This is a genomic window from Luteimonas kalidii (genome assembly GCF_029887935.1).
Taxonomy (GTDB): Bacteria; Pseudomonadota; Gammaproteobacteria; order Xanthomonadales; family Xanthomonadaceae; genus Luteimonas; species Luteimonas kalidii.
The window spans coordinates 223,300-246,769 of record NZ_JARXRO010000018.1 but is presented as its reverse complement, the minus strand read 5'-3'; the positions used below and the strand labels follow the sequence as shown (position 1 = coordinate 246,769).

23 protein-coding genes are annotated in these 23,470 nt (G+C 71.9%); 11 read left to right on the top strand and 12 right to left on the bottom strand.

Annotated elements, in window-relative coordinates; genetic code table 11:
* Window positions 1-16 precede the first annotated feature (16 nt).
* The 4 genes from gcvT to QFW81_RS12055 form a co-directional block, all read right to left on the bottom strand.
* Window positions 17-1,111, bottom strand: a complete 1,095-nt coding sequence (gene gcvT / locus QFW81_RS12070; RefSeq protein ID WP_280579046.1) for a glycine cleavage system aminomethyltransferase GcvT — start codon at window positions 1,109-1,111, stop codon at window positions 17-19.
* A gap of 70 nt (window positions 1,112-1,181) precedes the next feature.
* Entirely contained in the window at window positions 1,182-2,123 is a 942-nt protein-coding gene (locus QFW81_RS12065) for a cation diffusion facilitator family transporter (RefSeq protein ID WP_280579045.1), read from the bottom strand.
* 148 nt (window positions 2,124-2,271) lie between these two features.
* On the bottom strand, window positions 2,272-2,712 hold the full coding sequence (locus QFW81_RS12060; RefSeq protein WP_280579422.1) for an NfeD family protein: 441 nt from the start codon (window positions 2,710-2,712) through the stop codon (window positions 2,272-2,274).
* A gap of 9 nt (window positions 2,713-2,721) precedes the next feature.
* Window positions 2,722-3,702, bottom strand: a complete 981-nt coding sequence (locus QFW81_RS12055) for an SPFH domain-containing protein (protein WP_280579044.1) — start codon at window positions 3,700-3,702, stop codon at window positions 2,722-2,724.
* A 111-nt stretch (window positions 3,703-3,813) separates the two neighbouring features.
* Here QFW81_RS12055 and QFW81_RS12050 point away from each other — a divergent pair, with 111 nt between their 5' ends.
* From QFW81_RS12050 to QFW81_RS12040, 3 genes are read left to right on the top strand one after another with little or no spacing between them, the layout of a single operon-like run.
* Window positions 3,814-4,407, top strand: a complete 594-nt coding sequence (locus QFW81_RS12050; protein ID WP_280579043.1) for an RNA polymerase sigma factor — start codon at window positions 3,814-3,816, stop codon at window positions 4,405-4,407.
* Complete coding sequence (locus QFW81_RS12045) at window positions 4,400-4,990, top strand: hypothetical protein (protein WP_280579041.1); 591 nt, start codon at window positions 4,400-4,402, stop codon at window positions 4,988-4,990. The genes QFW81_RS12050 and QFW81_RS12045 overlap by 8 nt, the downstream gene beginning before the upstream one ends.
* A 25-nt stretch (window positions 4,991-5,015) precedes the next feature.
* Window positions 5,016-6,263, top strand: a complete 1,248-nt coding sequence (locus tag QFW81_RS12040; RefSeq protein WP_280579040.1) for a PDZ domain-containing protein — start codon at window positions 5,016-5,018, stop codon at window positions 6,261-6,263.
* Window positions 6,264-6,282: 19 nt separating this feature from the next.
* Here QFW81_RS12040 and QFW81_RS12035 read toward each other — a convergent pair whose 3' ends face one another.
* From QFW81_RS12035 to QFW81_RS12015, 5 genes are all read right to left on the bottom strand, one after another.
* Complete coding sequence (locus QFW81_RS12035; protein WP_280579038.1) at window positions 6,283-7,227, bottom strand: DUF6607 family protein; 945 nt, start codon at window positions 7,225-7,227, stop codon at window positions 6,283-6,285.
* On the bottom strand, window positions 7,224-7,883 hold the full coding sequence (locus QFW81_RS12030; RefSeq protein ID WP_280579036.1) for a Hemin transport protein: 660 nt from the start codon (window positions 7,881-7,883) through the stop codon (window positions 7,224-7,226). Before QFW81_RS12030 ends, QFW81_RS12035 begins: the two co-directional genes overlap by 4 nt.
* A 4-nt stretch (window positions 7,884-7,887) precedes the next feature.
* A complete protein-coding gene (locus QFW81_RS12025; protein WP_280579032.1) occupies window positions 7,888-10,128 on the bottom strand; it encodes a TonB-dependent hemoglobin/transferrin/lactoferrin family receptor in 2,241 nt (746 codons plus the stop codon).
* 126 nt (window positions 10,129-10,254) lie between these two features.
* Window positions 10,255-10,452: a hemin uptake protein HemP gene (locus QFW81_RS12020; protein ID WP_280579421.1), complete on the bottom strand. Its 198-nt coding sequence runs from the start codon at window positions 10,450-10,452 to the stop codon at window positions 10,255-10,257.
* Window positions 10,453-10,543: 91 nt separating this feature from the next.
* Window positions 10,544-11,506 (bottom strand): aldo/keto reductase, encoded by a 963-nt coding sequence (locus QFW81_RS12015; protein ID WP_280579030.1) that lies wholly within the window; start codon window positions 11,504-11,506, stop codon window positions 10,544-10,546.
* Window positions 11,507-11,613: 107 nt separating this feature from the next.
* On the opposite strand from QFW81_RS12015, the gene QFW81_RS12010 reads away from it, so the two are divergent.
* The 8 genes from QFW81_RS12010 (at window position 11,614) to QFW81_RS11975 (ending at window position 19,318) form a co-directional block, all read left to right on the top strand.
* Window positions 11,614-12,741, top strand: a complete 1,128-nt coding sequence (locus QFW81_RS12010) for a GGDEF domain-containing protein (RefSeq protein ID WP_280579028.1) — start codon at window positions 11,614-11,616, stop codon at window positions 12,739-12,741.
* Window positions 12,742-12,858: 117 nt separating this feature from the next.
* Complete coding sequence (locus QFW81_RS12005; RefSeq protein WP_280579026.1) at window positions 12,859-14,157, top strand: NupC/NupG family nucleoside CNT transporter; 1,299 nt, start codon at window positions 12,859-12,861, stop codon at window positions 14,155-14,157.
* Between the two features lie 15 nt (window positions 14,158-14,172).
* On the top strand, window positions 14,173-15,180 hold the full coding sequence (locus QFW81_RS12000; RefSeq protein WP_280579024.1) for a ribokinase: 1,008 nt from the start codon (window positions 14,173-14,175) through the stop codon (window positions 15,178-15,180).
* Between the two features lie 102 nt (window positions 15,181-15,282).
* A complete protein-coding gene (locus QFW81_RS11995) occupies window positions 15,283-15,996 on the top strand; it encodes a DUF4893 domain-containing protein (protein ID WP_280579021.1) in 714 nt (237 codons plus the stop codon).
* Between the two features lie 47 nt (window positions 15,997-16,043).
* Window positions 16,044-17,042 carry a tRNA dihydrouridine synthase DusB gene (gene dusB / locus QFW81_RS11990; RefSeq protein WP_280579019.1) on the top strand — a complete coding sequence of 333 codons (999 nt, stop codon included), beginning with the start codon at window positions 16,044-16,046 and terminating at the stop codon, window positions 17,040-17,042.
* 91 nt (window positions 17,043-17,133) lie between these two features.
* Entirely contained in the window at window positions 17,134-17,772 is a 639-nt protein-coding gene (locus QFW81_RS11985; RefSeq protein ID WP_280579018.1) for a CDP-alcohol phosphatidyltransferase family protein, read from the top strand.
* Window positions 17,769-18,380, top strand: a complete 612-nt coding sequence (locus tag QFW81_RS11980; protein WP_280579017.1) for a lysophospholipid acyltransferase family protein — start codon at window positions 17,769-17,771, stop codon at window positions 18,378-18,380. The genes QFW81_RS11985 and QFW81_RS11980 overlap by 4 nt, the downstream gene beginning before the upstream one ends.
* Window positions 18,377-19,318: a phosphatidate cytidylyltransferase gene (locus QFW81_RS11975; RefSeq protein ID WP_280579016.1), complete on the top strand. Its 942-nt coding sequence runs from the start codon at window positions 18,377-18,379 to the stop codon at window positions 19,316-19,318. The genes QFW81_RS11980 and QFW81_RS11975 overlap by 4 nt, the downstream gene beginning before the upstream one ends.
* A 151-nt stretch (window positions 19,319-19,469) precedes the next feature.
* On the opposite strand, the gene QFW81_RS11970 is transcribed toward QFW81_RS11975, so the two are convergent.
* From QFW81_RS11970 to olsF, 3 genes are all read right to left on the bottom strand, one after another.
* Window positions 19,470-20,504, bottom strand: a complete 1,035-nt coding sequence (locus tag QFW81_RS11970; protein WP_280579014.1) for a metal-dependent hydrolase — start codon at window positions 20,502-20,504, stop codon at window positions 19,470-19,472.
* A gap of 341 nt (window positions 20,505-20,845) precedes the next feature.
* A complete protein-coding gene (locus tag QFW81_RS11965; RefSeq protein ID WP_280579013.1) occupies window positions 20,846-21,658 on the bottom strand; it encodes a UDP-2,3-diacylglucosamine diphosphatase in 813 nt (270 codons plus the stop codon).
* Complete coding sequence (gene olsF / locus QFW81_RS11960; protein ID WP_280579010.1) at window positions 21,655-23,361, bottom strand: bifunctional ornithine lipid synthase OlsF; 1,707 nt, start codon at window positions 23,359-23,361, stop codon at window positions 21,655-21,657. The genes QFW81_RS11965 and olsF overlap by 4 nt, the downstream gene beginning before the upstream one ends.
* Window positions 23,362-23,470 lie beyond the last annotated feature (109 nt).

Here is a 23,470-nt window from a genome sequence, read left to right as displayed (position 1 = left end):
CGAAAGGATCGCGCGGTCAGGCAGGCTTGCCGTCGCGGACGAAGGGGAACTTCACCACCCGGACCGGAACCTCGCGCCCGCGGATGTCCACGCGCACCCCGTCCGACAGGTCGCCGGCCGGCACCCGCGCGAAGGCGATCGCCTTGCCGAGCGTGGGCGAGAACGTGCCCGAGAGGATCTCGCCGTCGCCGGGCGTGGTGCGCACCGGCTGGCCGTGACGGAGCACGCCCTTGTCCTCCATCACCAGGCCGATCATCTGTCGCGGCGCACCATCGCGCTGCTGCGCCTCCAGCACCTCGCGTCCGTTGAACGCGCGGTCCGCGTCGAGCGAGACGGTCCAGCCCAGTGCGGCCTCGTAGGGCGTGACGGTCTCGTCCATGTCCTGGCCGTACAGGGCCATCCCCGCTTCCAGGCGCAGGGTGTCGCGCGCGCCGAGGCCGGCGGGCTTCACCCCCGCGCGCAGCAGCGCGTCCCACAGCGCGACCGCGCCGGACTCGGACGCGACCAGTTCGAAGCCGTCCTCGCCGGTGTAGCCGGTACGGGCGACGAACAGGTCGCCGAACGGCATGCCCGCCAGTTCGACCGCGGCGAACTTGCCCACGCCGGCGACCTTCGCCGCGTCCCCCTCGTCGAGCAGGCCCAGCACCCGCTCGCGCGCGGCCGGCCCCTGGACCGCGATCATCGACAGCTCGGGGCGCTCGCGCACCTCGACCGCGAATGGCGTGGCCTGTTCCGTGATCCAGGCCAGGTCCTTCTCGCGGGTGGCGGCGTTGACCACCAGGCGGTACGCCTCGTCGCCGCGGAAGTAGACGATCAGATCGTCGATCACCCCGCCGCGCTCGTTCAGCATGCAGGTGTAGAGCGCCTTGCCCGGGCGCTTGAGCCTGTCGACCGAGTTCGCCAGCAGCCGGCGCAGGAAGTCGCGCGCCTGCGCGCCCTGCAGGTCGACCACGGTCATGTGGCTGACGTCGAACATGCCCGCGTCGCGCCGCACCTGGTGATGCTCCTCGATCTGCGAACCGTAGTGGATCGGCATGTCCCAGCCGCCGAAGTCGACCATGCGCGCGCCGAGCGCGCGATGGCTGTCGTTGAGGATGGTCTTGCGGGTCATGGCGCAGGTCCGTCAGGGCGATGCGCGGATTATCCCAGATCACCCCACGCGACGATTCCGCGCGCCGCGCTCAGTGGTGGTGCGCCCCCGCCTGCAGCCGTCCCGCACCGCAGTCGGGGCCATGGCAGCCCTGGCCCTCCACCTGCAGGGTGGCGTGGCCGATGCCGAAGCGGTGGGCCAGGACTTCGCCGGCGACATGACGCAGCGCGCGCGCGTCGACGCTTCCGTCGACCACCAGATGCGCGCTCATCGCGGCCTGGCGCGAGGCCAGCGACCACACGTGCAGGTCGTGCACATCGTCCACGCCCGGCAGTTCGGCGAGTGCGGCGCGCACCTGCGTCAGTTCGATCCCGTCGGGCACCCCCATCATCAGCACGTTGCCGGCCTGGCGCACGAGCGCGATCGCGCGCGGCAGCACCCACAGCCCGAGCGCGACCGCGATCAGGGGATCGACCAGGCGCCAGCCGGTGACCTGGATCACCAGCGCGCCGACGATCACACCGACCGAACCGAGCATGTCCGCCCAGACCTCGAGGTAGGCGCCCTTGACGTTCAGGCTCTCGTCGCTGCCGGCCTTGAGCAGCTGCATCGCGACCAGGTTCACCAGCAGCCCCGCCACGCCCACCACCAGCATGCCCAGCGACGCCACCGCGGGCGGCTGCAGGAACCGGTGCACCGCTTCCCACAGGATGTAGCCCGACAGCACCAGCAGCAGCAGGCCGTTGAGCAGTGCGCCCATCGCCTCGGCGCGCACGTAGCCGAAACTGCGCCGCGCATCGGGCGGGCGCCGGCCGAGCCGCACCGCAACGAGGGCCACGCCGAGCGCGAACGCATCGGTGACCATGTGCACCGCGTCCGACAGCAGCGCCAGGCTGTTGGTGGCGAAGGCGGCCACCACCTCGACGCCCGCGAACGCGGCGATCAGCGCCAGCGCCCACCACAGCGGCTTCTCGTGGCGGATGCTCGCGGCGCTGGCGTGTTCGTGCGCGTGGCCGTGGTGGTCGTGTCCCATGCGGGCAACGCTAGCGACCGCGGCGCCTGTTACACAATCGCGGACCGGTGCCGCGCGGGTGTCGGCCAGGCACGATCACGCTGGCCATCACCGGGTCGTCGTGCGACCGCGCTCAACGCCTGCAGCCAGCGCCCAGGCACGGACGCGATCAGGCCGCGCCCTCGACCTGGAGCACGATCCCGTCGGTGCCGACCACGCGCACCGGTGTGCCGGTGGGCAGGTCCGGGCCCTGCACCACCCAGAAGGCATCGCCGATCTTGACCCGGCCACGACCGGCGACGATGCCCTGCTCCAGCGCCACCACCCGGCCCACGTGCTGGAACGCGCGCCGGTTGAGGTGGGGGTGGTCGCTCTCGCGTTCGCGCCCGCTGCCGCGCACGAACTTGCGGTAGACCTGGATCGACACGAAGCTGAGCACGATGAAGGCCGTCACCTGCGCCAGCAGCGGAATCCCGGGAACCAGCAGCACGCCGAGGAACACGACCACGGCGGCGAAACCCATCCACAGCATGAAGGCGCCTGGGACCAGTGCCTCGGCCGCGAACAGCAGCAGCGCGACCGCACCCCATGCCACCACGTCCCAGCGCAGGTCCATGGCTCAGCCTCCGGTCGGGAAGCTGGCGCGTGACGGCGGCGGCGGATTGCCGTCGCGCGCCGCCGGTTGCGGGTTGCCCAGCGCCTGCCGCGCCAGCTCGGCAATGCCACCGATCGAGCCGATCAGGCCGCTGGCCTCCATCGGCATCAGCACGAATTTCTGGTTCGGCGCCGTGGCCAGCTTCTCGAACGCCTCGACGTACTTCTGCGCGACGAAGTAGTTGATCGCCTGCACGTCGCCCTGCGCGATCGCGTCGGACACCATCTGGGTCGCCTTGGCCTCCGCTTCGGCCAGGCGTTCGCGCGCCTCCGCCTCGCGGAACGCGGCTTCCTTCTCGCCTTCGGCCTCCAGGATCGCGGCCTGCTTCTCGCCTTCCGCGCGCAGGATCGCCGACTGGCGATGGCCTTCTGCCTCCAGGATCACCGCGCGCCGTTCGCGCTCGGCCTTCATCTGCCGCGCCATCGAGTCGACCAGGTCGCGCGGCGGCTGGATGTCGCGGATCTCGATCCGGGTGACCTTGATGCCCCAGGGGTTGGTCGCCTGGTCGACCACGTTGAGCAACTGCGCGTTGATCGTCTCGCGGTTGGACAGCGACTCGTCCAGGTCCATCGAACCGATCACGGTCCGGATGTTGGTCTGCACCAGCGCGATCGAGGCCACCTCGAGGTTCGACACCTCGTACGCCGCCTTGGCCGCATCCAGCACCTGGAAGAACACCACGCCATCGACCTTCACCACCGCGTTGTCCTTGGTGATGACTTCCTGGCTGGGCACGTCCAGCACCTGCTCCATCATGTTGACCTTGCGTCCCACCCCGTAGACCACCGGAACCAGGAAGTGCAGGCCCGGCCCCATGGTGTGCGTGTACTTGCCGAAGCGCTCGACCGTCCACTCGTAGCCCTGCGGGACCATGCGCACGGTCTTGAACAGGATGATGATGCCCGCCACCAGCAGTACCGCGGTCAGGAACATGCCTCCGCCCATGGGAACCCCCTCCTTCAGATGTGGATCCGAGTATAGGTCCCGGACCCGGCGCGGAGGCCGGATGTGACCTGGCTGCGACCATCCGCCCCGCCCCCGCATCCACACTTGGGAATGCCGCCAGAACCCCGGCCATCGTCGAGCTTCGCCATCGAGGTGCCCCGGGCGCTGCTGGACCGCGCGCGCGCCGGCGAGCGGGCGGCGTTCGAACAGGTCTACCGCTGGTTCGAGCGGCCGGTGTACACGCTGGCGCTGCGGATCTGCGGCGACCGCGAGGAGGCGTCCGAAGTGCTGCAGGACACGATGCTCAAGGTGATCGACCGGATCGGCCATTTCCGCGGCGACAGCCCGTTCTGGGGCTGGCTGCGGCAGATCGCGGTCAACGAGGCGCTGATGCGGCTGCGCAAGGCGAAGCAGCAGCCCGAGGCCCACGACCCGTTGCTGGACGAGCGCGAGGACGACCGCGCCCCGCCGCCGCCCGCCGCGGCCGACGCCGCCGCGCTGCAGCGTGCGCTGGCGGTCCTGCACCCCACCACCCGCAGCGTGCTGTGGCTGTACCACGCCGAGGGCTACACCCACGAGGAGATCGCGGCACTGATGGAACGCACCACGAGTTTCTCGAAATCCCAGCTCGCACGCGGCACCCGCCGCCTGCGCGCCCTGCTCGAACCCGATCCCAGGCTGATGGAGGAATCCGCCCATGCCTGAACGTCCTTCCGATCCGCATCCCGTGCGCGACTGGGCGCAGGCCTTCGCCGCGTTGCCGCCCGAGGCGCCGCCGCCCGGCGGCTGGCAGGCGGTGACGGCGCGACTCGACGCCCGCCGACGGCCACGCTGGCCGCTGTGGCTGGCGAGCGCCGCGGTCCTGATGCTGGCCATCGCCCTGCCCTGGCGACTGCAGCCGCCCGGCCGCGAGGCGACCCCGCCGTCGCCTGCGTCCCCGGCAAGCGCCGATCGCAGCGCCGACCGCATCGCCCCGAACGCGCAGCCCGCCGACGACGCACTCGCGCAGCTCCAGGCCGAGTCCGCGCGCCTGGAATCGCTGCTGGCGTTCGCGCGCGACGAGCGCGTGTCCAGCGCCACCGCGGCCGTGCTGGCCGGGCAGATGGACGACGAACTGGCCGCGATCGATGCCGCACTGGTGCAGCCCGGGCTGTCGCTCGACGCCCAGCGCGCCCTGTGGCAGCAGCGCGTCGATGGCCTGCGCGCGATGACCGGCTTCGAGAGCAACCGTCGCTGGCTCGCCGCGCAGGGCACCCGTTACGACGCGGCGCTGGTCGCCGTCGACTGAACCCGCTCCACCACGAGGGATTCCCATGACACGCAAGACGCCCATCCTGCTGACCGCCGCGCTCGCCGCGCTGCTGGCCGGCCCCCTGCCCGCCTACGGCGCGCAGCCCGCGTCCGCGCCTGCCGCGACACCGACACCGACACCGACACCGACTCACGATGCCGCCGCCGCGCGCGAACTGGCGCAGGCGCGCGAGGAACTGCGACGTGCTGCCGCGCGGGTCGCGGAACTCGCGCGCGAGCAGGGGAGCGAGGCGATGGTGGCCGCCCGCCACGCCGGCAGGGCGCACGCGCGTCCCGTGCTGGGCGTGCTGCTGGACGGTGACGACGGCAGCGGCGTGCGCATCACCGGGGTCACGCCCGATGGTGCTGCCGCACGGGCCGGGCTGCGGGCCGGCGACAGGCTGCTGTCGGTCGACGGCGTGGCGATCCTCGGCAGCACCGGCGAACTGCGCCTGGCCAATGTGCGCAAGCTGCTCGCCGATGCACGCACCGATCGCGCCTTCACCCTTGGCTACGAACGCGACGGCCGCAAAGCAAGTGTCAAGGCCACCCCACGCGCCAACTCGCGCGCGTTCGCGTTCGCCACCGGTGACGGTGGCCGGTTCGAATGGATCGACCAGGCAGAACTCGAGCGCTCGCTGTCCTCGGCGATGGAAGGGCTCGATGCGGGGCTGCTGGCGCTGGAGTCGGTGCCCGGCATCGCGCCCGACGTGCGCCGCGAAATCATCCGCATCAGCCGCGACGGTGCCGGCTGCAAGGGGACCGACTGCAACGCGCCCCGACTGGCGTCCGCATTCCGCTGGCACGGGTTGAACCTGGCGGCGGTCGATCCGCAGCTCGGACGCTACTTCGGCACCGATCGCGGTGTGCTGGTGCTGTCGACCGGCGAACTGGACGGACTGCAGACCGGCGACGTGATCCGGCGCGTCGACGGCCAGGACGTGGCCACGCCGCGCGAGGTGATGGCGCGGCTGCGCGGGCGCAAGGCCGGGGAGCGCGTGGCGATCGACTACCTGCGCGAGCGCACGCCCGGCCAGGCGCGCATCTCGGTGCCGCGATCGGCATGGCCGGCGCCACCCGCACCGCCCGCGCCCCCTGCCCCTCCGTCCCCGCCCACGTCGCGCGCGCCCGCTCCGCCTGCAGCGCCCCCCGCACCGCCACGTCCACCGGCACCGCCCGCGGTGGCCGGCGTCGATGCCGGCACGGCCTTCATGGTCGAGGACGTGGTCGCGGTCGCGCAGCGCCGCGGCCGGCCGGGCGCAGTGTCGTGACCGTCGCGGCCCCGCGCGATCAGGGCGAGGCCGCCGGCTCCACCCACTCGGCGAAGACGGCGTCGATCCGGGCGTCGTCGACCGGCTGTCCGTCCTGCACCTCGCCTGCCTGGGTGAACAGCGGGACGATCATCGCCATCCCGTCCACGTCGGTCTTCAGCCGCAGCCCGTCGGGATGTCCCAGCGCCGCGTCCCAGCGCGCGCGCACGCGCGCCCAGTAGTCGCGCGTCGCATTCCAGTAGTCGTAGGCGGGCTGGAAGTCCAGCGCCCCGGTGCGCACGTAGTCGTTGAAGCCGGTTTCGCGCGCGACGGTGCGCTCGGTGCTTCCGTCTGCACGGCGCACGGCCTTGGTGTTGTCCTGCTCGTGGGTCCAGCCGCCGGGAACGATGGTGTGGCGGTTCTCCACGTTCATCGCGTTGTAGTCGTCGCGTTTGGTGTACTCGCGCCTCGGCAGCGGGCGCCAGGTGCGGTCGGACGTCCACGTGGCCACGCCGTAGCGGTGGTTCCAGCGGCCGGTGCCGCAGTAGCGCGGCGCGTCGCTGACCTCGTACACGCACTGGGTCCAGGCCCCGGTGGTGAGTTCGGCGGGAAGCTCGCGCATGCGCCAGGTCTGGTCGGCGACGAACTCCCAGCGCCGGGGCGCCTCGAAGGTCCAGTCCTGGCGCCAGTGCTTGGTGACGTGGCCGCTCTTCTGCTCGACCAGGATGTGCTGGAGCACGATCCTGTGCGGGGTGTCCTCCACCACGATCACGACCTCGTCGCCGCCGCTGCGCTGCGCCGGGGCGCGTTCGTAACCCGGCGCCAGCAGTACCGTCTCGTCGAACGCGAAGTCGATCGTGTACTCGCCCTGCATCGCGAGGATCGCCTTGCGGTCGGCGTCGAGGTCGACGGGCGGGCGCGCCTGCTGCGCGGGCGCGGCGGTGGTGGCGATGGCGAGCAGCAGCAGGGTGGCGTGCAGGGTCATGCGTGCGTCCTGGGTCGGGAAGGAGAGAAGGACGGGTGGCGCACCGGGCGCGTCGCGCGGTCCGACGCGGCGGGGGCGACACGGGCAGCGAGCCCGGCGGTACGCAGGCAGCAGCAGTCGTCGACCAGCGCCGTGGCATCGGCGCCGGCGCGGCGGGCGATCGCGCGCGCGGCCGCTGCGCCGGTCGGCGACACCGGCGCCAGGGTCGCCGCGAGCACGTGCGGCGCAGCACTACCGCCCACGGCCAGCGCATGCAGGCGCAGTACGCTGCCCTGCCAGCCACCGCTGCGCAGCCGGCCGGCCAGCCGCTGCAGCAGCCGCTCGCCGATGCCCGCGGCAGGATCGACCTCGGCCCGTGCCTGCGTCGGCAGCCGCGACACCAGTCGCTCCCAGGCGAGGAAATCGCTGTCGGGCAGCAGACACAGCTTCCAGCAGCAGTCGCCGGCACTGTCCTGGAAGACGAGGCATTCCTCCGGGCCGTCGCTGTGCAACGACACGCCGACCTCGGCGCGCTGCGCCCGCAACCATCCGCCGAGTTCGCCGCCCGCTCCGGAGGGATACAGGCACAGCACGGTGCCCAGCCGCGCGAGCTGGGCCGGCGTCGGCAGGCGCATCGCACCGGCTGCCGCGTCCGCGATGGCGTCCGGAGGGCTCATCGCCTCACCAGGACACCGACAGACTCGCGCCCACGTGGCGACCCGGCGCGGTGTAGCGATCGAGGGTGGCGCTGTCGGCGCCCACCAGGGCGATGCCACCGGCGGGCCAGTACATGCGGTCGGTGAGGTTGAATACGCCGGCGTTGAAGCTTGCGCCGGACGCGAAATTCCAGTGCGCGAACAGGTCGAGCACGCCATGGCCGGGGCTTTCGAAATATTCGGCGCTTGCTTCCGGCGCCGGCGGCAGGCGATCGCGGCGACCGGCGAAGCGGCCGGCGAGCTCCATGCCCCAGTCGTGCGCGTCGAATGCGATGCCGAAGCTCGCGGTCAGCGGGTCGACCGATTCCAGCGGCACGCCGGCGCTGCGGTCGTCGCCGCGCGACCACGCCGCCGCGGCCCGCAGCGACCATCCGTCCCAGTCCTGCGACAGCGCGCCGAGGTCCACGCCGCCCTTGAATTCGACGCCCTGGATTCGCGCGCGGGCGACGTTGACCGACTGGAACACCATCAGGTCGCCGGGATTCGTCCCGACGAACGAAAACGACTCGATGAAGTCCTCGTAGCGGTTGTGATACGCCGCGAGGCTGGCGTACGCGATGTCGGTGGAGAACCGCACGCCCAGCTCGAGCCCGTCGCTGGTCTCGGGCCGGAGACCTGGATTGGCGATGGCGGTGTAACCGAACATCACGTTGGTGAAACCGATGTTGACGTCGGCATAGGGCGGCGCGCGGAAGCCGCGCGCGTAACCGCCGAACAGCGACCACGCATCGCCCAGGTGCCGGACCATGCCGAGCTTCGGCGACACACTGGTCTCGGTCAGATCGACGACCGCCACGCCCGGATTGTCGCCGGCGAAGATCGGGTCGAGTTCCGGCTGCAGCCGGTAGTGGTCGACGCGCAATCCGGGCACCAGGCGGAAGCGGCCATCGGCGAAGGCGATCTCGTCCTGCACGTACATCGCCGCGCTGGTGGTCTCGCTGAGCGGGAAATCGCGCACCGGGAAATCGTCCGGCGGCATGCTCGGGGTCGAACTACCGGTGAGGGGAAAGCTGCGCAGGCCGTCGCGCCGCTGCGCGGTATCGGTGCGCGACAGGTCGACGCCCCAGGCGAGTTCGTGTCGCGCGCGGCCGGCGTCCAACGCCTTGCGCATGTTCGCCTGCAGGCCGACCACCCGCTGCTCGAACTCGAAGCTGCGTTCGCGGATGTCGCGCAGCGTGGGCGCGGGCAGCGTGCGCTCCTCGATCGTGTACTGCGTGGTACGGCTGTCCTGCACGTAGGCCTGCCAGTCGAACGCATCGGCGAAGCCGCCACCGGCGTCGTCCACCTCGTGGGTCAGCGCGACGCGCGTGCGACTCTGATGGTCGCGGGCGGCCACGCGGGTATTGTCCGCGCCGGTGAGGGCCTGGACGCCCCGGGCGGTCAGCAGGTCGGTGTCGGCATCGTCCTCGTTGCCTTCGACCGTCAGCCGGACCCGCTGCCGCGCGTCCGGCGCGTACAGCAGCTTGGCCAGCACGCTGCGACCGTCGCGCTGCTGCGGGTTCGGCCGCGTGCGCGCGCTGCCGGTGCCGCCAACCTCGCCCATGTTCTCCGTCTCCTGGCCCTGGCGATGATGTACCGCCACCAGGCCCGACCAGCGCTCGCCAGCGGACGCGGCGGTCGCGCCGCCGGACAGCCCGTTCCAGTCGCCCTCGATGCCGAGCTTGAACCCCAGGTGCGTGTCCGCGCCGTCGGCCAGGAGGTCGCCGGGATCGCGGGTGATGAACGAGACCGTGCCGCCCAGCGCGTCCGATCCGTAGAGCGAGCTGGTGGGCCCGCGCACGACCTCCACCGCCTTGAGCGTGTCGAGGTCGACGAAGTTGCGGTTGGCGTTGGAGAAGCTGCCGATCGAGAACGCGTCCGGCACCGCGATGCCGTCGGTCTGGATCCGCACGCGGTTGCCGCCCAGTCCGCGCACGCGGATGTCGCCGATGCCGAAGCGGCCGAAGCCCTCGGTCACGGTGATGCCGGGCTCATAGCGGAACAGATCCTTCAGGTCGCGCACCAGCAACGCGTCCATGCGCGCGCGGTCGATGCGGTCGACCGTGTTCGGAACATCGGTGATCGCGCGCTCGGTGCGGGTCGCGGTCACCACCACCCGGTCCAGGTCGGCAGGCTCGGGCGCCGCAGCGGCGGCGGTGTCCGGATTGGCCAGGGCCAGGCGCGGCAGTGCCAGGGCCAGGGCAGCGGCAAGCAGGGTGGGACGCATGGTCGGTCTCGCGATCGGAAACGGGATCGGAGGCGGAGCTGGCGTCAGGGCAAGCGGACTTGCCTCGGGCTTGCGGGGCCTGGTGGGCGGTGCGGCGCGCGAACGGACGCGCGCCGACGGACGGCGCTACTTGGTGAGGATCAGCTTGTCGTTACGCGTATGGCGCAGCCGGTAGGTCTCGTTGCCGTGGCGGATGCGCAGCTCGCGCTGGCCCTGCAACAGGCCCAGGCTGTCGATTTCCAGCGACGGGGTGTGCGGGTGCGCCGGCCCTGACAGGGTGGAATCGGAAGTGGGGCTCGGGAAGGTCTGTGTGGCCGGACTCATCAGCATGGCAGCGCTCCTCGCCAATCGGGAATAACAATGCTAATGATTCTCATTTGTCTGTCAAGCCTGGGCCCTCTGCGATCGTCGCCGCTTATCGGGTGGCCGCTTCGAGCCGTCGCCAGACCTGCTCGTCGAACCGCTCGGACAGCGCGAGCGCACCCAGGTTTTCAAGCAGTTGCGCGGGGCGCGTCGCGCCCAGCACCACGCTCGAGACATGCGGATTGCTCAGGCACCAGGCGATCGCCAGCGGGGCCGGTGGTACCCCCAGTTCGGCGGCGATGGCGCTGAAGCGGCGCGCCCGCTCCAGCCGCGCGCGTCCTTCGGGCCCCTCCAGCGACACCCCCGCACCGGGTTGCGCCAGGCGGCCGTCGGCCGGCACGCCGGCATCGTACTTGCCGCTCAGCAGGCCCGAGGCCAGCGGCGACCAGATGGTGGTCCCGAGGCCATGTTCGGCATACAGCGGCGCATATTCGAGTTCGACCCGGTCGCGGTGCAGCAGGTTGTACTGCGGCTGCTCCATCGTCGGCGGCTGCAGGTGCTGCGCGCGCGCGACGTGGATCGCTTCGCGGATCAGCGCCGCGGGCCATTCGGAGGTACCCCAGTACAGCACCTTGCCCTGGCGGACCAGATCGTCCATCGCGCGGACGGTCTCCTCCACCGGCGTGTCCGGGTCGGGGCGATGGCAGAAGAACAGGTCGAGGTAGTCCACCCGCAGGCGCCGCAGCGCGGCGTCGCAGCCATCGCGCACGTGCTTGCGCGACAGGCCGGCCTGGGTCGGGCGCGGATCGGGAACCGAGCCGAAGCGGACCTTGCTCGAGACGCAGATTCCGTCGCGCGGCAGGCGCAGGTCGGCGATCACGTCGCCGATCACGCGCTCGGCCTCGCCGTGGGCGTAATTCTCCGCGTTGTCGAAGAAATTGATGCCGTGGTCCCAGGCCAGCGCCACCAGCTCACGCGCCTCGCCGCGACCCAGACGCGACCCCGCGGTCAACCAGGCGCCGTACGACAGCGCCGACAGCTGCAGGCCGGAGGCTCCGAGGCGGCGATAGCGCATGGTCGTCTCCGGTGTCTGGGGCGCGCACAGTCTATGCGACCGCGACACGCGCCATTCCCGGACGGGCGGCGGAGTATCCTCGCCCCACCCCTCCGGCCGATGACCGCATGCAGGAACACACCTCCCTCAGGCGCATGTTCGCCACCCTGTTCGGGCGTCCGGACGAGGTGATGCTCGAACTCGGCGCCAGCGGCGAACTGCTGGTGGCGAAGGTGCGCGCGCTGCTGTCGCTGCTGACGCTGGCACTGCCGCTGGCTGCGGGGCTCGGTGCCGAGGACACCACGCGCACGCTGCTGGGACTCGGGGTGGCGGTGTTCGTCAACCTGATGGCGCAGATCTGGCTGGCGCTGGCGCGCAACCATCGTCGCCACCACTGGCTGCCCTACGCCACCGGCAGCTACGACGTGACCGTGATCAGCGGCGTGCTGGCGCTGCTGGCGCTGCACGACCCGGCGGCCAGCCTCAACAGCGTCGGGACGTGGTGCTTCTACCTGTTCGCGATCGCCCTCACCGCGATGCGCAACGACGGCCGTCTGACGCTGTACGTGGGCAGCCTGGCCATCGTGCAGTACACGCTGCTGGTGGCCGCGGTGATGGCGCTGGCGCCGGCACCGCTGCTGTCGATCGACCACGGCGTGGTGACGGCGGCCGCGCAGGGGAAGCGGCTGGTGCTGCTGGCGCTGATGACCCTGCTCACCAGCGCCCTGGTCTACCGCATGCAGCGCCTGATCGAGATGTCCGGCCGCGACGGCCTCACCGGCGTGCCCAACCGCGCCTGGCTGCTGCAGCGGCTGCCGCGCATGTTCGAGGCCGCGCGGCGCGACGGCCGCACCGTCAGCCTGGGCCTGGTCGACATCGATCACTTCAAGCGCGTGTACGAGGAGATCGGACAGCTCGGCGGCGACCGCGCGATCCGGCACGTTGCGGGCCACCTGCGCGAGATGCTGGGCGAGGACGAACACCTGGCGCGGATCGGCGGGCAGGAGTTCGTGCTGGTGCTGCTGTGCCCGATCGGCAGCGCATGGGAGCGGATCGACCGCTACCGGCGCAGCCTCGCCGAACGTCCGTTCACGTCCGACCGCGGCAACGAGCCGGTCGGCCTGACCTTCAGCGCGGGCCTGGCGGCCTTTCCGCAGGACGGCGGCAGCGCCTCGGCCCTGCTCGGCGCTGCCGACCGCCGCCTGCAGGACGCCAAGCGCAGCGGGCGAAACCGTGTGATCGCGCGCGATACCTGAGCTTGGCGCGCCCTCGCGCGCCACCGCGGGTGCGCCGCGCGCCGGCCGCGGCACGGTTGCCGCAGGCAGCGCCCTGCACTAGGCTGCCGCGTCAGTCAGCCGCCGGAACGGGATCAGATGGAAGCAGTGGCGCGGATCGGGTTCGGCGCGTTCGGCCTTGCGGTGCTGATCGGCCTGACCTGGCTGTGTTCCACCCACAGGTCGCGCGTGGACTGGCGGCTGGTGGGCATCGGCCTGGCGCTGCAGCTGGCGATCGCGGCCTTCGTGCTGCTCACGCCGTGGGGCGCGGGCGTGTTCGACACCCTCTCCAGCGGCTTCGTCAAGCTGCTCGGCTTCACCACCGAGGGCGCGCGCTTCATCTTCGGCGACTTCAGCGATCCGTCCAAATTCGGCTTCGTGTTCGCCTTCCAGGTGCTGCCGACGATCATCTTCTTCGCCAGCTTCATGAGCGTACTCTACCACCTCGGCGCGATGCAGAAGATCGTGCAGGGCATGGCCTGGGTGATCACCAAGCTGATGCGCGTGTCGGGCGCGGAGACGCTGTCGGTGTGCGCCAACGCCTTCATCGGCCAGACCGAGGCACCGCTGGTGGTGCGGCCCTACATCGCCGGGATGACGCCGTCGGAGCTTCTGACGCTGATGGTCGGCGGCATGGCCACGATCGCCGGCGGTGTGCTCGGCGCCTACGTGCTGCTGCTGGGCGGCGACGATCCGGTGCAGCAGGCGGTCTACGCCAAGCACCTGATCACCGCCAGCATCATGGCCGCGCCGGCCACGATCGTGATCGCCAAGATCCTGGTCCCCGAGACCGGTGAGCCCCAGACCCTTGGCAGCGTGCGGGTGAACGTGGAGAAGACCACGGCCAATGTGATCGACGCCGCCGCCGCCGGCGCCGCCGACGGCCTCAAGCTCGCGCTCAACGTCGGCGCGATGCTGCTTGCCTTCATCGCCCTGATCGCGCTGATCAATGCGCCGCTGGCCTGGCTGGGGGAGATCACCGGCCTGGAGGCCGCGCTCGGCCAGCCGACGACGCTGTCCACCCTGCTGGGCTACGTGCTGGCGCCGCTGGCCTGGCTGATCGGCGTGCCGTGGCAGGACGCCGGCACGGTCGGCGGGCTGATCGGCACCAAGGTGGTGCTCAACGAATTCGTGGCCTACGTGCAGCTGGGCGAGATCCTGCGCGGCAACGTCGAGGGGGTGTCGCTCACGCCCCAGGGCACCCTGATCGCGACCTACGCGCTGTGCGGCTTCGCCAACTTCAGCTCGATCGCGATCCAGATCGGCGGCATCGGCGGCATCGCTCCGGAGCGGCGGCAGGACCTGGCGCGCTTCGGCCTGCGCGCGGTACTCGGCGGTTCGATCGCGACCATGATGACGGCGACCATTGCCGGCGTCCTCACCTGGCTCGGCGCCTGATCGCCGCGTAGCGCCGTGCCGAACGCCACTGCCCCGCGCGTCGTCGTCGTCGGTTCGTTCAACGTCGACCATGTCTGGCATTGCGACAGCCTGCCGCGCGCGGGCGAGACCCGGACCGGCCACTACCGCACCGGCCCCGGCGGCAAGGGCTTCAACCAGGCCACCGCCTGCGTCCGCAGCGGCGCGGCCACCGTGTTCGTGTGCGCACTCGGGGACGACGAGGGGGGCGCACTCGCCCGCCGGCTGGCCGCGGCCGACGGCATCGACCTGCGCGCCCAGGCCAGCGAGGCTCCCACCGGCACCGCCGGCATCCACGTCGACGCCCAGGGCAGCAACAGCATCGTGATCGGGCCGGGCGCGAACGGCACCCTGTCCGGCGAGTTCGTCGCCCGCCAGGCGCAGGCGGTGACCGGCGCGCGGATCATGCTGGCGCAGCTGGAGTCGCCCGCCGACAGCGTGCTCGAAGCCATGCGCCTGGCGCGCGCGTCGGGCGTTCGCACGATCCTCAACCCGGCGCCCGCGAACGCCGACAGCACGCGCGAGCTGCTGGCGGTCGCCGATGTCCTCACGCCGAACGAGAGCGAGTTCGCGGCGCTGCTCGCGCGCCACAGCAGCGAGCGCATCGACGCCGGCGAGGTCGCCAGCGCCGACGACGAGCGCCTCCACCACCTGTGCCGCACCCTGTTGCCGCGCGGCACCGTGGTGGTGACGCTGGGAGCGGCCGGCGCCTTCGTGTCGCACCGCGAGGACAAGTGCCGCGGCGACGAGGCCGCGCACTACCGCGTGCCGGCCTACGAGGCCACCGTCGTCGACACCACCGGCGCCGGCGATGCCTTCAACGGCGCGCTGGCGACATCGCTGGCACTGTCGGTCGAGCGCGTGTTCGCCGACCACGTGAGGTTCGCGGCGCACTACGCGGCGCGCTCGACCGAACACGAAGGAGCGGCGGCGGCGATGCCGCTCCTGGCCGCGCCGGGCGCCGTGGCATCTTCGCGTCCAGCGCAGGATGCGTCGCCGGGCTGATCGTTCCGGGCGGGCGCGCGCACGCACGCACCTCCGGTCTTTTCACGGACGGCTCAGTGCCGGTGGGGGATGGTGCACGCGTCCTTCCAAGGAGCGTTGCGGATGCACACCACCCCTGCCCTGCTGCTTGTCGCGCTGCTCGCGGCCTGTTCGTCGCCCGCGCCGTCCGTGCCCGCCGCGCCGTCGCCTGCGCGCGATGCGGGGCAGGACAGCCCGCCTTCGGCGCCGGACGCGGCCGGCAGCGTGGCCGCCACCCCGGAGCCCACGCCGGAGGCCGGCCCGGACGACGCCGGCGACCCCTGCGACTGGGCCCGGCTCGCCCTGCCACGGCATCGCGCGATGGTGGACGCGACCCCGCAGGCGCTGCTCGACGCGGTCGCCGACGCCCGGGGCGACGTCGCGCCGCTGCGCACGCTGCTGCAGCGGCCGGCGCTCGCTCTCGGCGAGATCGATGGCACCTGGCGGGTACGGTCGCTGCAGTCCAACGCAGGCACGGTGTATGCCTATCCCTGGTTCCAGGCGCGCATCTCGCCCACGGCCTGCGGGCATGCCTTCGCCAAGACCACCGGGTCGCAGCGCCGCAGCGGCCAGCTGTATCCGATGGCCGGCGACGACACCCGGCTCGCATTCCTCGGCGCCTCCACCGTCAACGACGATCCGCCGCGCGCCTACGAGCCGGAGCGATCGCCGCAGTCCCAGCGCTTCGGCGAGGAGAACAGCGCCGGCGTGCTGTACCGCATCGGCCCGGACGAGCTGCTGATGCTGCTCGATGCCGACGGGGGCGAGCGCTTCGAGGTCTACCACCTGCGCCGCTGACCGCGATGCTCGCGCGCCGGCGCCTCGGCTGCGACAATGCGCGCGCCATGCGCATCGGCCCCTATTCCATCGAACCGGGCGTGATCCTCGCCCCGATGGCGGGGGTCACCGACAAGCCGTTCCGGCTGCTGTGCAAGCGACTGGGCGCGGGCCTGGCGGTGTCGGAGATGACCACCAGCGATCCGCGCTTCTGGAACACCCGCAAGTCGCGCCACCGCATGGACCATGACGGGGAACCCGAGCCCGTCAGCGTGCAGATCGCCGGCACCGTGCCGTCCGTGATGGCCGAGGCGGCACGCCACAACGCCGGCGAGGGCGCGCAGCTGATCGACATCAACATGGGCTGCCCGGCGAAGAAAGTGTGCAACGCCTGGGCCGGCTCGGCGCTGATGCAGGACGAGGCGCTGGTCGGACGGATCCTCGAGTCGGTGGTCGCCGCGGTGGACGTGCCGGTCACGCTCAAGATCCGCACCGGCTGGAGCCCGCAACATCGCAATGCGCCCACGATCGCCCGCATCGCGCAGGACAGCGGCATCGCCGCGCTGGCCGTGCACGGGCGCACTCGCGACCAGCACTACACCGGACGGGCCGAGTACGACACCATCGCCGCGATCAAGGGCGACCTGCGGATCCCGGTGATCGCCAACGGCGACATCGATTCGCCGCACCGGGCGCGCGAGGTGCTGCGCCACACCGGCGCCGACGCGGTGATGGTCGGCCGCGCCGCGCAGGGACGGCCCTGGATCTTCCGCGAGATCGCGCACTTCCTCGCCACCGGCGAGCAGCTGCCCGGCCCCTCGCTGGCCGAGATCCGCGACATCCTGCTGGGCCACCTGCAGGCACTGCACGCGTTCTATGGCGAACAGGCCGGGGTGCGGATCGCGCGCAAGCACCTGGGCTGGTACGCGAAGGACCGGCCCGAGAACCGCGCCTTCCTGACCGTGGTCAACCGTGCCGACGGCGCCGACGCGCAACTGCGGCTGACCCGCGACTACTTCGACGCGCTGGCCGCGGGCGTGGCGCCGGAGATCGCCGTCGCCGCCTGAGCACGCGGGCTTGCCAGCGCGGTCCGGCCTGACGATCATGCGTGCGCATGGGGAACGCCCCACCGGTGGCGGCCCGACGGGGAAAATCGCGATGGACCAGCACGACCCGGGCACGGACGCATCGCGCCGGCCGATCAAGGCGCGCGGCAACGCCCTCGTCCGCCGCATCGCCTCCGCGCTCGTGCGCTCGCCGCTGACGCCCAACGCGATCTCGGTGCTGAGCATCGCCTTCGCCGCCGCCGGCGCCGTGGCGCTGCTGTGGCTGCCGCCGTGGGGCGCATGGCTGTGCGCGGTCGGCATCCAGCTGCGGCTGCTGTGCAACCTGTTCGACGGCATGGTGGCGGTCGAAGGGGGCCAGTCCACGCCGACCGGTGCGCTCTACAACGAAGTACCCGACCGGATCGCCGACAGCCTGCTGCTGGTCGCGCTCGGATACGGCGCGGGCATGCCCTGGGCCGGATGGGCCGCGGCGCTGCTGGCGGCGCTGACCGCCTACATCCGCACGCTCGGCGGCGCGCTCGGGCTGGCGCAGGACTTCCGCGGGCCCATGGCCAAGCAGCACCGCATGGCGCTGATGACGCTGGCCTGCCTGGTGGCGCCGCTGGAAGCGATGTTCGCGGGATCGCGCCATGCGCTGGTCGCGGCCGTGCTGGTCATCGCCGCGGGTTCGCTGCTCACCTGCGCGACGCGCCTGCGCGCGGTCGCGCGCCAGCTGGAGGCCACGCGATGATCGCCCGCCTCGGCGGCGCGGCCCTGGTCGGATTCACCCGCACCCTGGTCGGCGCACGCGCGCAGTGGCGGGTGGCGCCGCCGGGCGGGCAGTGCATCTACTTCGCCAATCACACCAGCCACCTCGACACGGTCGCGATCTGGTCGGCGCTCACGCCGCAGCAGCGCGCGCGGGTGCGGCCGGTGGCCGCCCGCGACTACTGGGACAAACCGGGCCTGCGCGGCTGGCTGTCGGGCGCGGTGCTGCGCGCGATCCTGATCGACCGCAACCGCGAGACGACCGATGCCGACCCGCTGGCGCCCGTGCGCGAAGCGCTGGACCAGGGCGATTCGCTGATCCTGTTCCCGGAAGGCACGCGCAGCAACGAACGGCTGCCGCAGGCGTTCAAGGGCGGGCTGTTCCGGCTGGCGACAGAGTGTCCGCACGTGGAACTGGTCCCCGTGTACCTCGACACCTTGCACCGCAGCCTGCCCAAGGGCGCGCTGCTGCCACTGCCGCTGCCGCTGTACTGCAACGTGAACTTCGGCGCGCCCCTCGCGCGCATCGGGGACGAACCGCGCGAGACGTTCCTCGAACGCGCTCGCGCGGCGGTGGAGGCGATGGCATGAGCCCGCAGACCAAGACCATCCTGGTGTTCTCCGGCATCGTCGGCCTGCTGCTGATCGCTTCGCTGGTGGGCTGGTGGCTGTCGCGCCGTGGCCCCGACGGCGGAGGCGCGACGGTGCGCAACCTCAATGCCCGCGTTCGCGCCTGGTGGGGAATGGTCGCCGTGCTGGCGGCGTGCTTCGCGATCGGCCCGGTGGCGACCCTGGTGGTGTTCGCCTTCATCTCGTTCTTCGCGCTGCGCGAGTTCATCACCCTCACCCCGACCCGCGCCGGCGACCACCTGCCGCTGGTGGCCGCGTTCTACCTGCTGATCCCGCTGCAGTACTGGCTGATCTTCGACCAGTGGTACGGGCTGTTCGCGATCTTCATCCCGGTCTACGCGTTCCTCGCGCTTCCGGTGCTGGCGGTGTTCGGCGGCGACACCACCGATTTCCTCGAGCGCAGCACCAAGATCCAGTGGGGGGTGATGGTCGCGATCTACTGCATCAGCCACGCGCCGGCACTGATGATCCTGCATCCGGATGCGCCGCCCGGGACCGGCCAGCTGCTGCTGCTCTACCTGATGCTGGTGGTGCAGATCAGCGACGTGATGCAGTACGTGTTCGGCAAGCTGTTCGGCCGCCGCAAGCTGGCGCCGCTGGTGAGTCCTTCGAAGACGGTCGAAGGCCTGGTCGGCGGCGGGCTCGCAGCGGTCGGCATCGGCACCGCGCTGTGGTGGATGACGCCGTTCACGCCGCTGCAGGCCGCGGGCATGTCGGGCGTGATCGTGATCGCGGGCGTGTGCGGCGGGCTGGCGCTGTCGGCGGTCAAGCGCAGCCTCGGCGCCAAGGACTGGGGCCGCATGATCGAAGGCCACGGCGGGATGATGGACCGGATGGATTCGGTGGTGTTCGCCGCGCCGGTGTTCTTCCACTTCACCCGCTACTGGTTCCCCGCGTAGCCCGTCCCGTAGCCCGGATAAGCGCAGCGCATCCGGGACCCCGCACCCCCCGCGGCGGCCTGCGGCCTTGGCCGGGCTACCGGTAGCCCGGATAAGCGAAGCGCATCCGGGGCGCCCCGACCGTTTCCGGCCCCCGCAAGGAAGTATCGCCTCAGTGCCCGCCCGGTTGCGTCGACGCGGCCGCCGGCTCCTCCCAGATGCGATCCCACATCTGCGCCAGGCGCCGGCGCGCCTCCCACGGCCATTCCAGCTGCTGCGGCGGCATGGCGCGCCAGCCGGCCCCGTCGCGTTCGGCGACCGCGAAATTGAAGCTGTAGTCCGGCTCGGCGCCCATGCGCAGGTCGCTCAGCACCAGGCGGTCGTCGCGCACCTGTGCCTTCATGAAGCCGTGGTTGAACCATGCCAGCCGCGACACCGCCGGATAACCGGCCACCTGCGCCAGCGCGTCGACATCGGAGGCATGCCGACGGAACGAGATCGGCCGGCGATCGGCCACCAGCGAGTGTTCGCCCTCGACGAAGCCGTCCGGCGTCATCGCCACCACCCGCCACAGCAGCGTGTTGAACGGCATCGGCACCGAGAAGCGGCGCGCGTCCTCCAGCCCCAGCGCGGCCAGCGAGCGCTCCGCCTCCCGTTCCACCATCGACTTGGCCACCAGCGACCAGCCCAGGTAGCCGCAGCTCAGCACCAGGCCCGCCACCAGGGCCTGTCGGGCGAGCGGCTTGTGCCCGGCGAACAGCGCGACCACCACGCCCAGCAGCAACCACAGCGTGTAGCCCGGATCGATGATGAACACGCTCGACCACATCACCGGCGGCGCCGCGAGCGGCCACAGCAGCTGTGTCCCGTAGACGGTGAACGCGTCCAGCAGCGGGTGTGTCACCAGCGCCAGCTGGATCGCCCGGAACCATGGCCATGGCGCCTGCGCCACGCGACCGCCGCGGCGCCGGAACAGCGCCCAGATCGCCCACGCCACCAGCGGCAGCACGAACAGCGAGTGGCTGAGGCCACGATGCAGCGTCATCAGCGCGACCGGATCGTCGGTGAACAGCGCGATCGGGAACGAGTCGAGATCCGGCAGCGTGCCGAGCGCGGCGCCGGCAAGCATCGCCGCGCGCCGGTGGGCCGCAGGCACCACCGCGCCCGCGACCGCGGCACCGAGCAGGAGCTGGCTGATCGAATCCATCGGCGGATGCTAGCAGCGGGTGGCGACAGGGCACGTCGCGCAATGCCGATCCACCCGGGGGCCCGGCCCGTTCGTTCATCCGACAGCGATGCGACCCGCGAGGACCCGCAACCGCGCCGACAGCTTCGGCATGTGCCACACGCCGGGCGCCATGATTGCCGGTACCGGCGTGCGCGACCACAAGACATGGAGCCGTGTGAACGAGCGGCGCTTCCATGGGATGCAAGCCGGCCGCCACCACTGCCTGGCACGCGGACGGTGGCGGCATGCAGGCCAACGACCCGCCTCGCTGGCTTCCGCGGAGCCTGAGCCCGACCGAATCGCGTCCCGGCGCGCCGGACTCAGGCCGCGCGCGCCACTGCAGTCCGGGCCAGGAGACGCAGTCTCGGCGCGAGTTCGATCAGCGTTTCGCCGCGATGCGACATGAGCCGCAATGTGCCGTCGTGGTCTTCCGCGAGCGCGGTCAGGCTTTCGACCCAGTCGCCGTCGTTGGCGTACACCAGGCCGTCGCGCGCGTGCAGCGCGGCGCGATGGATATGGCCGCAGACGATGCCGTCGAGCCCGCGCCGGCGCGCATCGTCCAGCCCCGCCTGCACGAACCGGGCGATGTAGCGCTCGGCAGCGCCGCTGCGGGACTTGAGGAATTCCGACAGCGACCAGTAGCGCAGGCCAAGCCGCCGACGCGACGCGTTGAGCCAGCGGTTGCCGGTGAGGATGCGTTCGTACAGCCAGTCGCCGAAACGCTCCTGCAGGCCGCCGAAGTGGGTGATGCTGTCGTAGTCGTCGCCGTGCACCACCAGCAGCCGGCGGCCGTCGGCGGTGACGTGGATCGCGCGCCGGCGCACCTGCATCGCGGGCAGCATCAGGCCGCAGAAGCGACGGATCGCACGGTCATGGTTGCCGGGCACGTAGACCAGTTCCGTGCCCTGGCGCGACAGCGCATGCAGGGCTTCGACCACGCGGTTGTGGGCCGACCCCCACGCCGCGCGCCGCTTCGCCATCCACCACAGGTCGACGATGTCGCCGACCAGGTACAGGCGCTCGCACTGCAGGCGTTCGAGGAACCCGGACAGTTCCGCCGCATGGCAGTGGCGCGACCCCAGGTGTACGTCGGACACGAACACCGTGCGGCACGGCGGCAGCGCGGCGTTCACGCGGCCATCTCCGGCAGCGGACGCGGCCCCAGGTAGCGCGCGCCCTTGGCCAGTCGCAGCCGCTGCAGGTCCACCTCCACCAGGCCGTCGATCGAATCGCAGAAATCCGGATCCACACCGAAGGCCAGAAAGCGCACCCCGCCCGGCTCGCACAGCGCGGTGTACTGGCGGTAGAGCACCGGCACCACGACCCCCATCGCCGCAAGGTCGCGCTGCAGGCGCGCGAACGAGGCTGCCGCGTCCTCGCCCGGGCATGCTGGCGGTGCGGCCCCGCACCACGGCCTGCGCGCGATCGCCAGCACCTCCGCGCCGGTCCCATGGTGGCGGCGGTAGTGGTCGACGATGCGCACGGTCGCCTGCGGCGGCAATGCGGCGCTGATCGAGACCGCGCCATACAGGTAGCGCAGCTCCGGGTGGCGCCGGACATAGGCGCCGATCCCCTGCCACAGCAGGTCCAGGCTGCGGCCGCCACGGTAATCGGGGTCGACGAAACTGCGGCCCAGCTCGACGCCCCGGGCCAACCGCGGATGCATCGCATCCGCATAGTCGAACAGGGTGGCGGTGTAGAGCCCCCCGACTCCGCGACGCGCGAGGACCTGGGTGCAGCGGGCGATGCGGTAGGCCCCCGCGATGCGGCCCGCAGCCGCGTCCCACGCCAGCAGGTGTTCGTAGTCGGGATCGTGGCGATCGATGTCGCGCGCGCGGCCCGTGCCCTCGCCCACCGAACGGAACGCGCGCTCGCGCAGGCGGCCGATTTCGAGCAGCAGCGGCGAACCCGGCGTGCACCGGGCCAGGCGGAGCTGGCGCCCCTCGGAGGTGGTGCCGATCGACTCGGTCGCCGCGATCGCCAGCCGCAGCCGCGGCGTCGGCAGGGGGGCGGGGAGTGGCGCCATGCGCACGCGTGGCGCCGCCTCGCCGAGACGGTACAGGGCGCGCCGCACCTCGCGCAGCTGCTGCCGTGCGTCGCCGCTGGCGGGCAGGCGTATCGGCTGGCCGACGTGCAGCTGGACCGGATGGCCGCGGCGGGCGAACATCTCGCGCACCAGCAGCGCCGTTCCTGCCGGGCGGAACAGCGCGGACGCACCGTAGAACAGCGCGGAATTGCGCGCGACCACCCGCACCGGCAGCACCGGCGCGCCGGTGCGCCGCGCGAAATGCAGGCAGCCACGGCGCCAGTGGCCGTCGCGCACGCCGCGCAGGGACCATCGGGAGACCTCGCCGGAAGGAAACACGATCACGCACTGCTCGCGCTGCAGCGCGGCCTCGATCGCCTGCAGGCTGTCGGCGCGCGCGCGGCCGCCGAACACGCGCACGGGCAGCAGCAGCCCGGACAGCGGTTCGATCGCGGCGAGCACGTCGTTGGCCACGATCCGCACGTCGCTGCGCACCCGTCCCACCGCGTCCAGCAGCGCCAGTGCATCCAGCGCCCCGGACGGATGGTTGGCGACGATCACCAGCCGGCCACGGGCGGGGATGCGGGCGAGATCATCGGGTGCGATGTGGCTTCCGGTACCGAGGAAGCGCAGCGCGGCCGTGACGAAGTCGAGCCCGCGCAGATGGACATGCGCCTCCATGAAGGCATCGATCGCGTCGAGCCGGGACCAGCGCACCATGCCGCGCAGCAGCGGCCGCGCCATCGCGCCGCGGCGCCCCCGGAACCAGTGCGGCCAGCGCTGCTGCAGGCGGTGTTCGATCGGTGGCATGGCGGTCTTCGGGTCGGCCCGGTTGGCCGGCAGCCTGCGCCCGGGGCGCGACAGCGACGTTGCGCTTTTCCTGCGCCGGCGTGACAGACCGCACCCGGCCCGGCGCCCG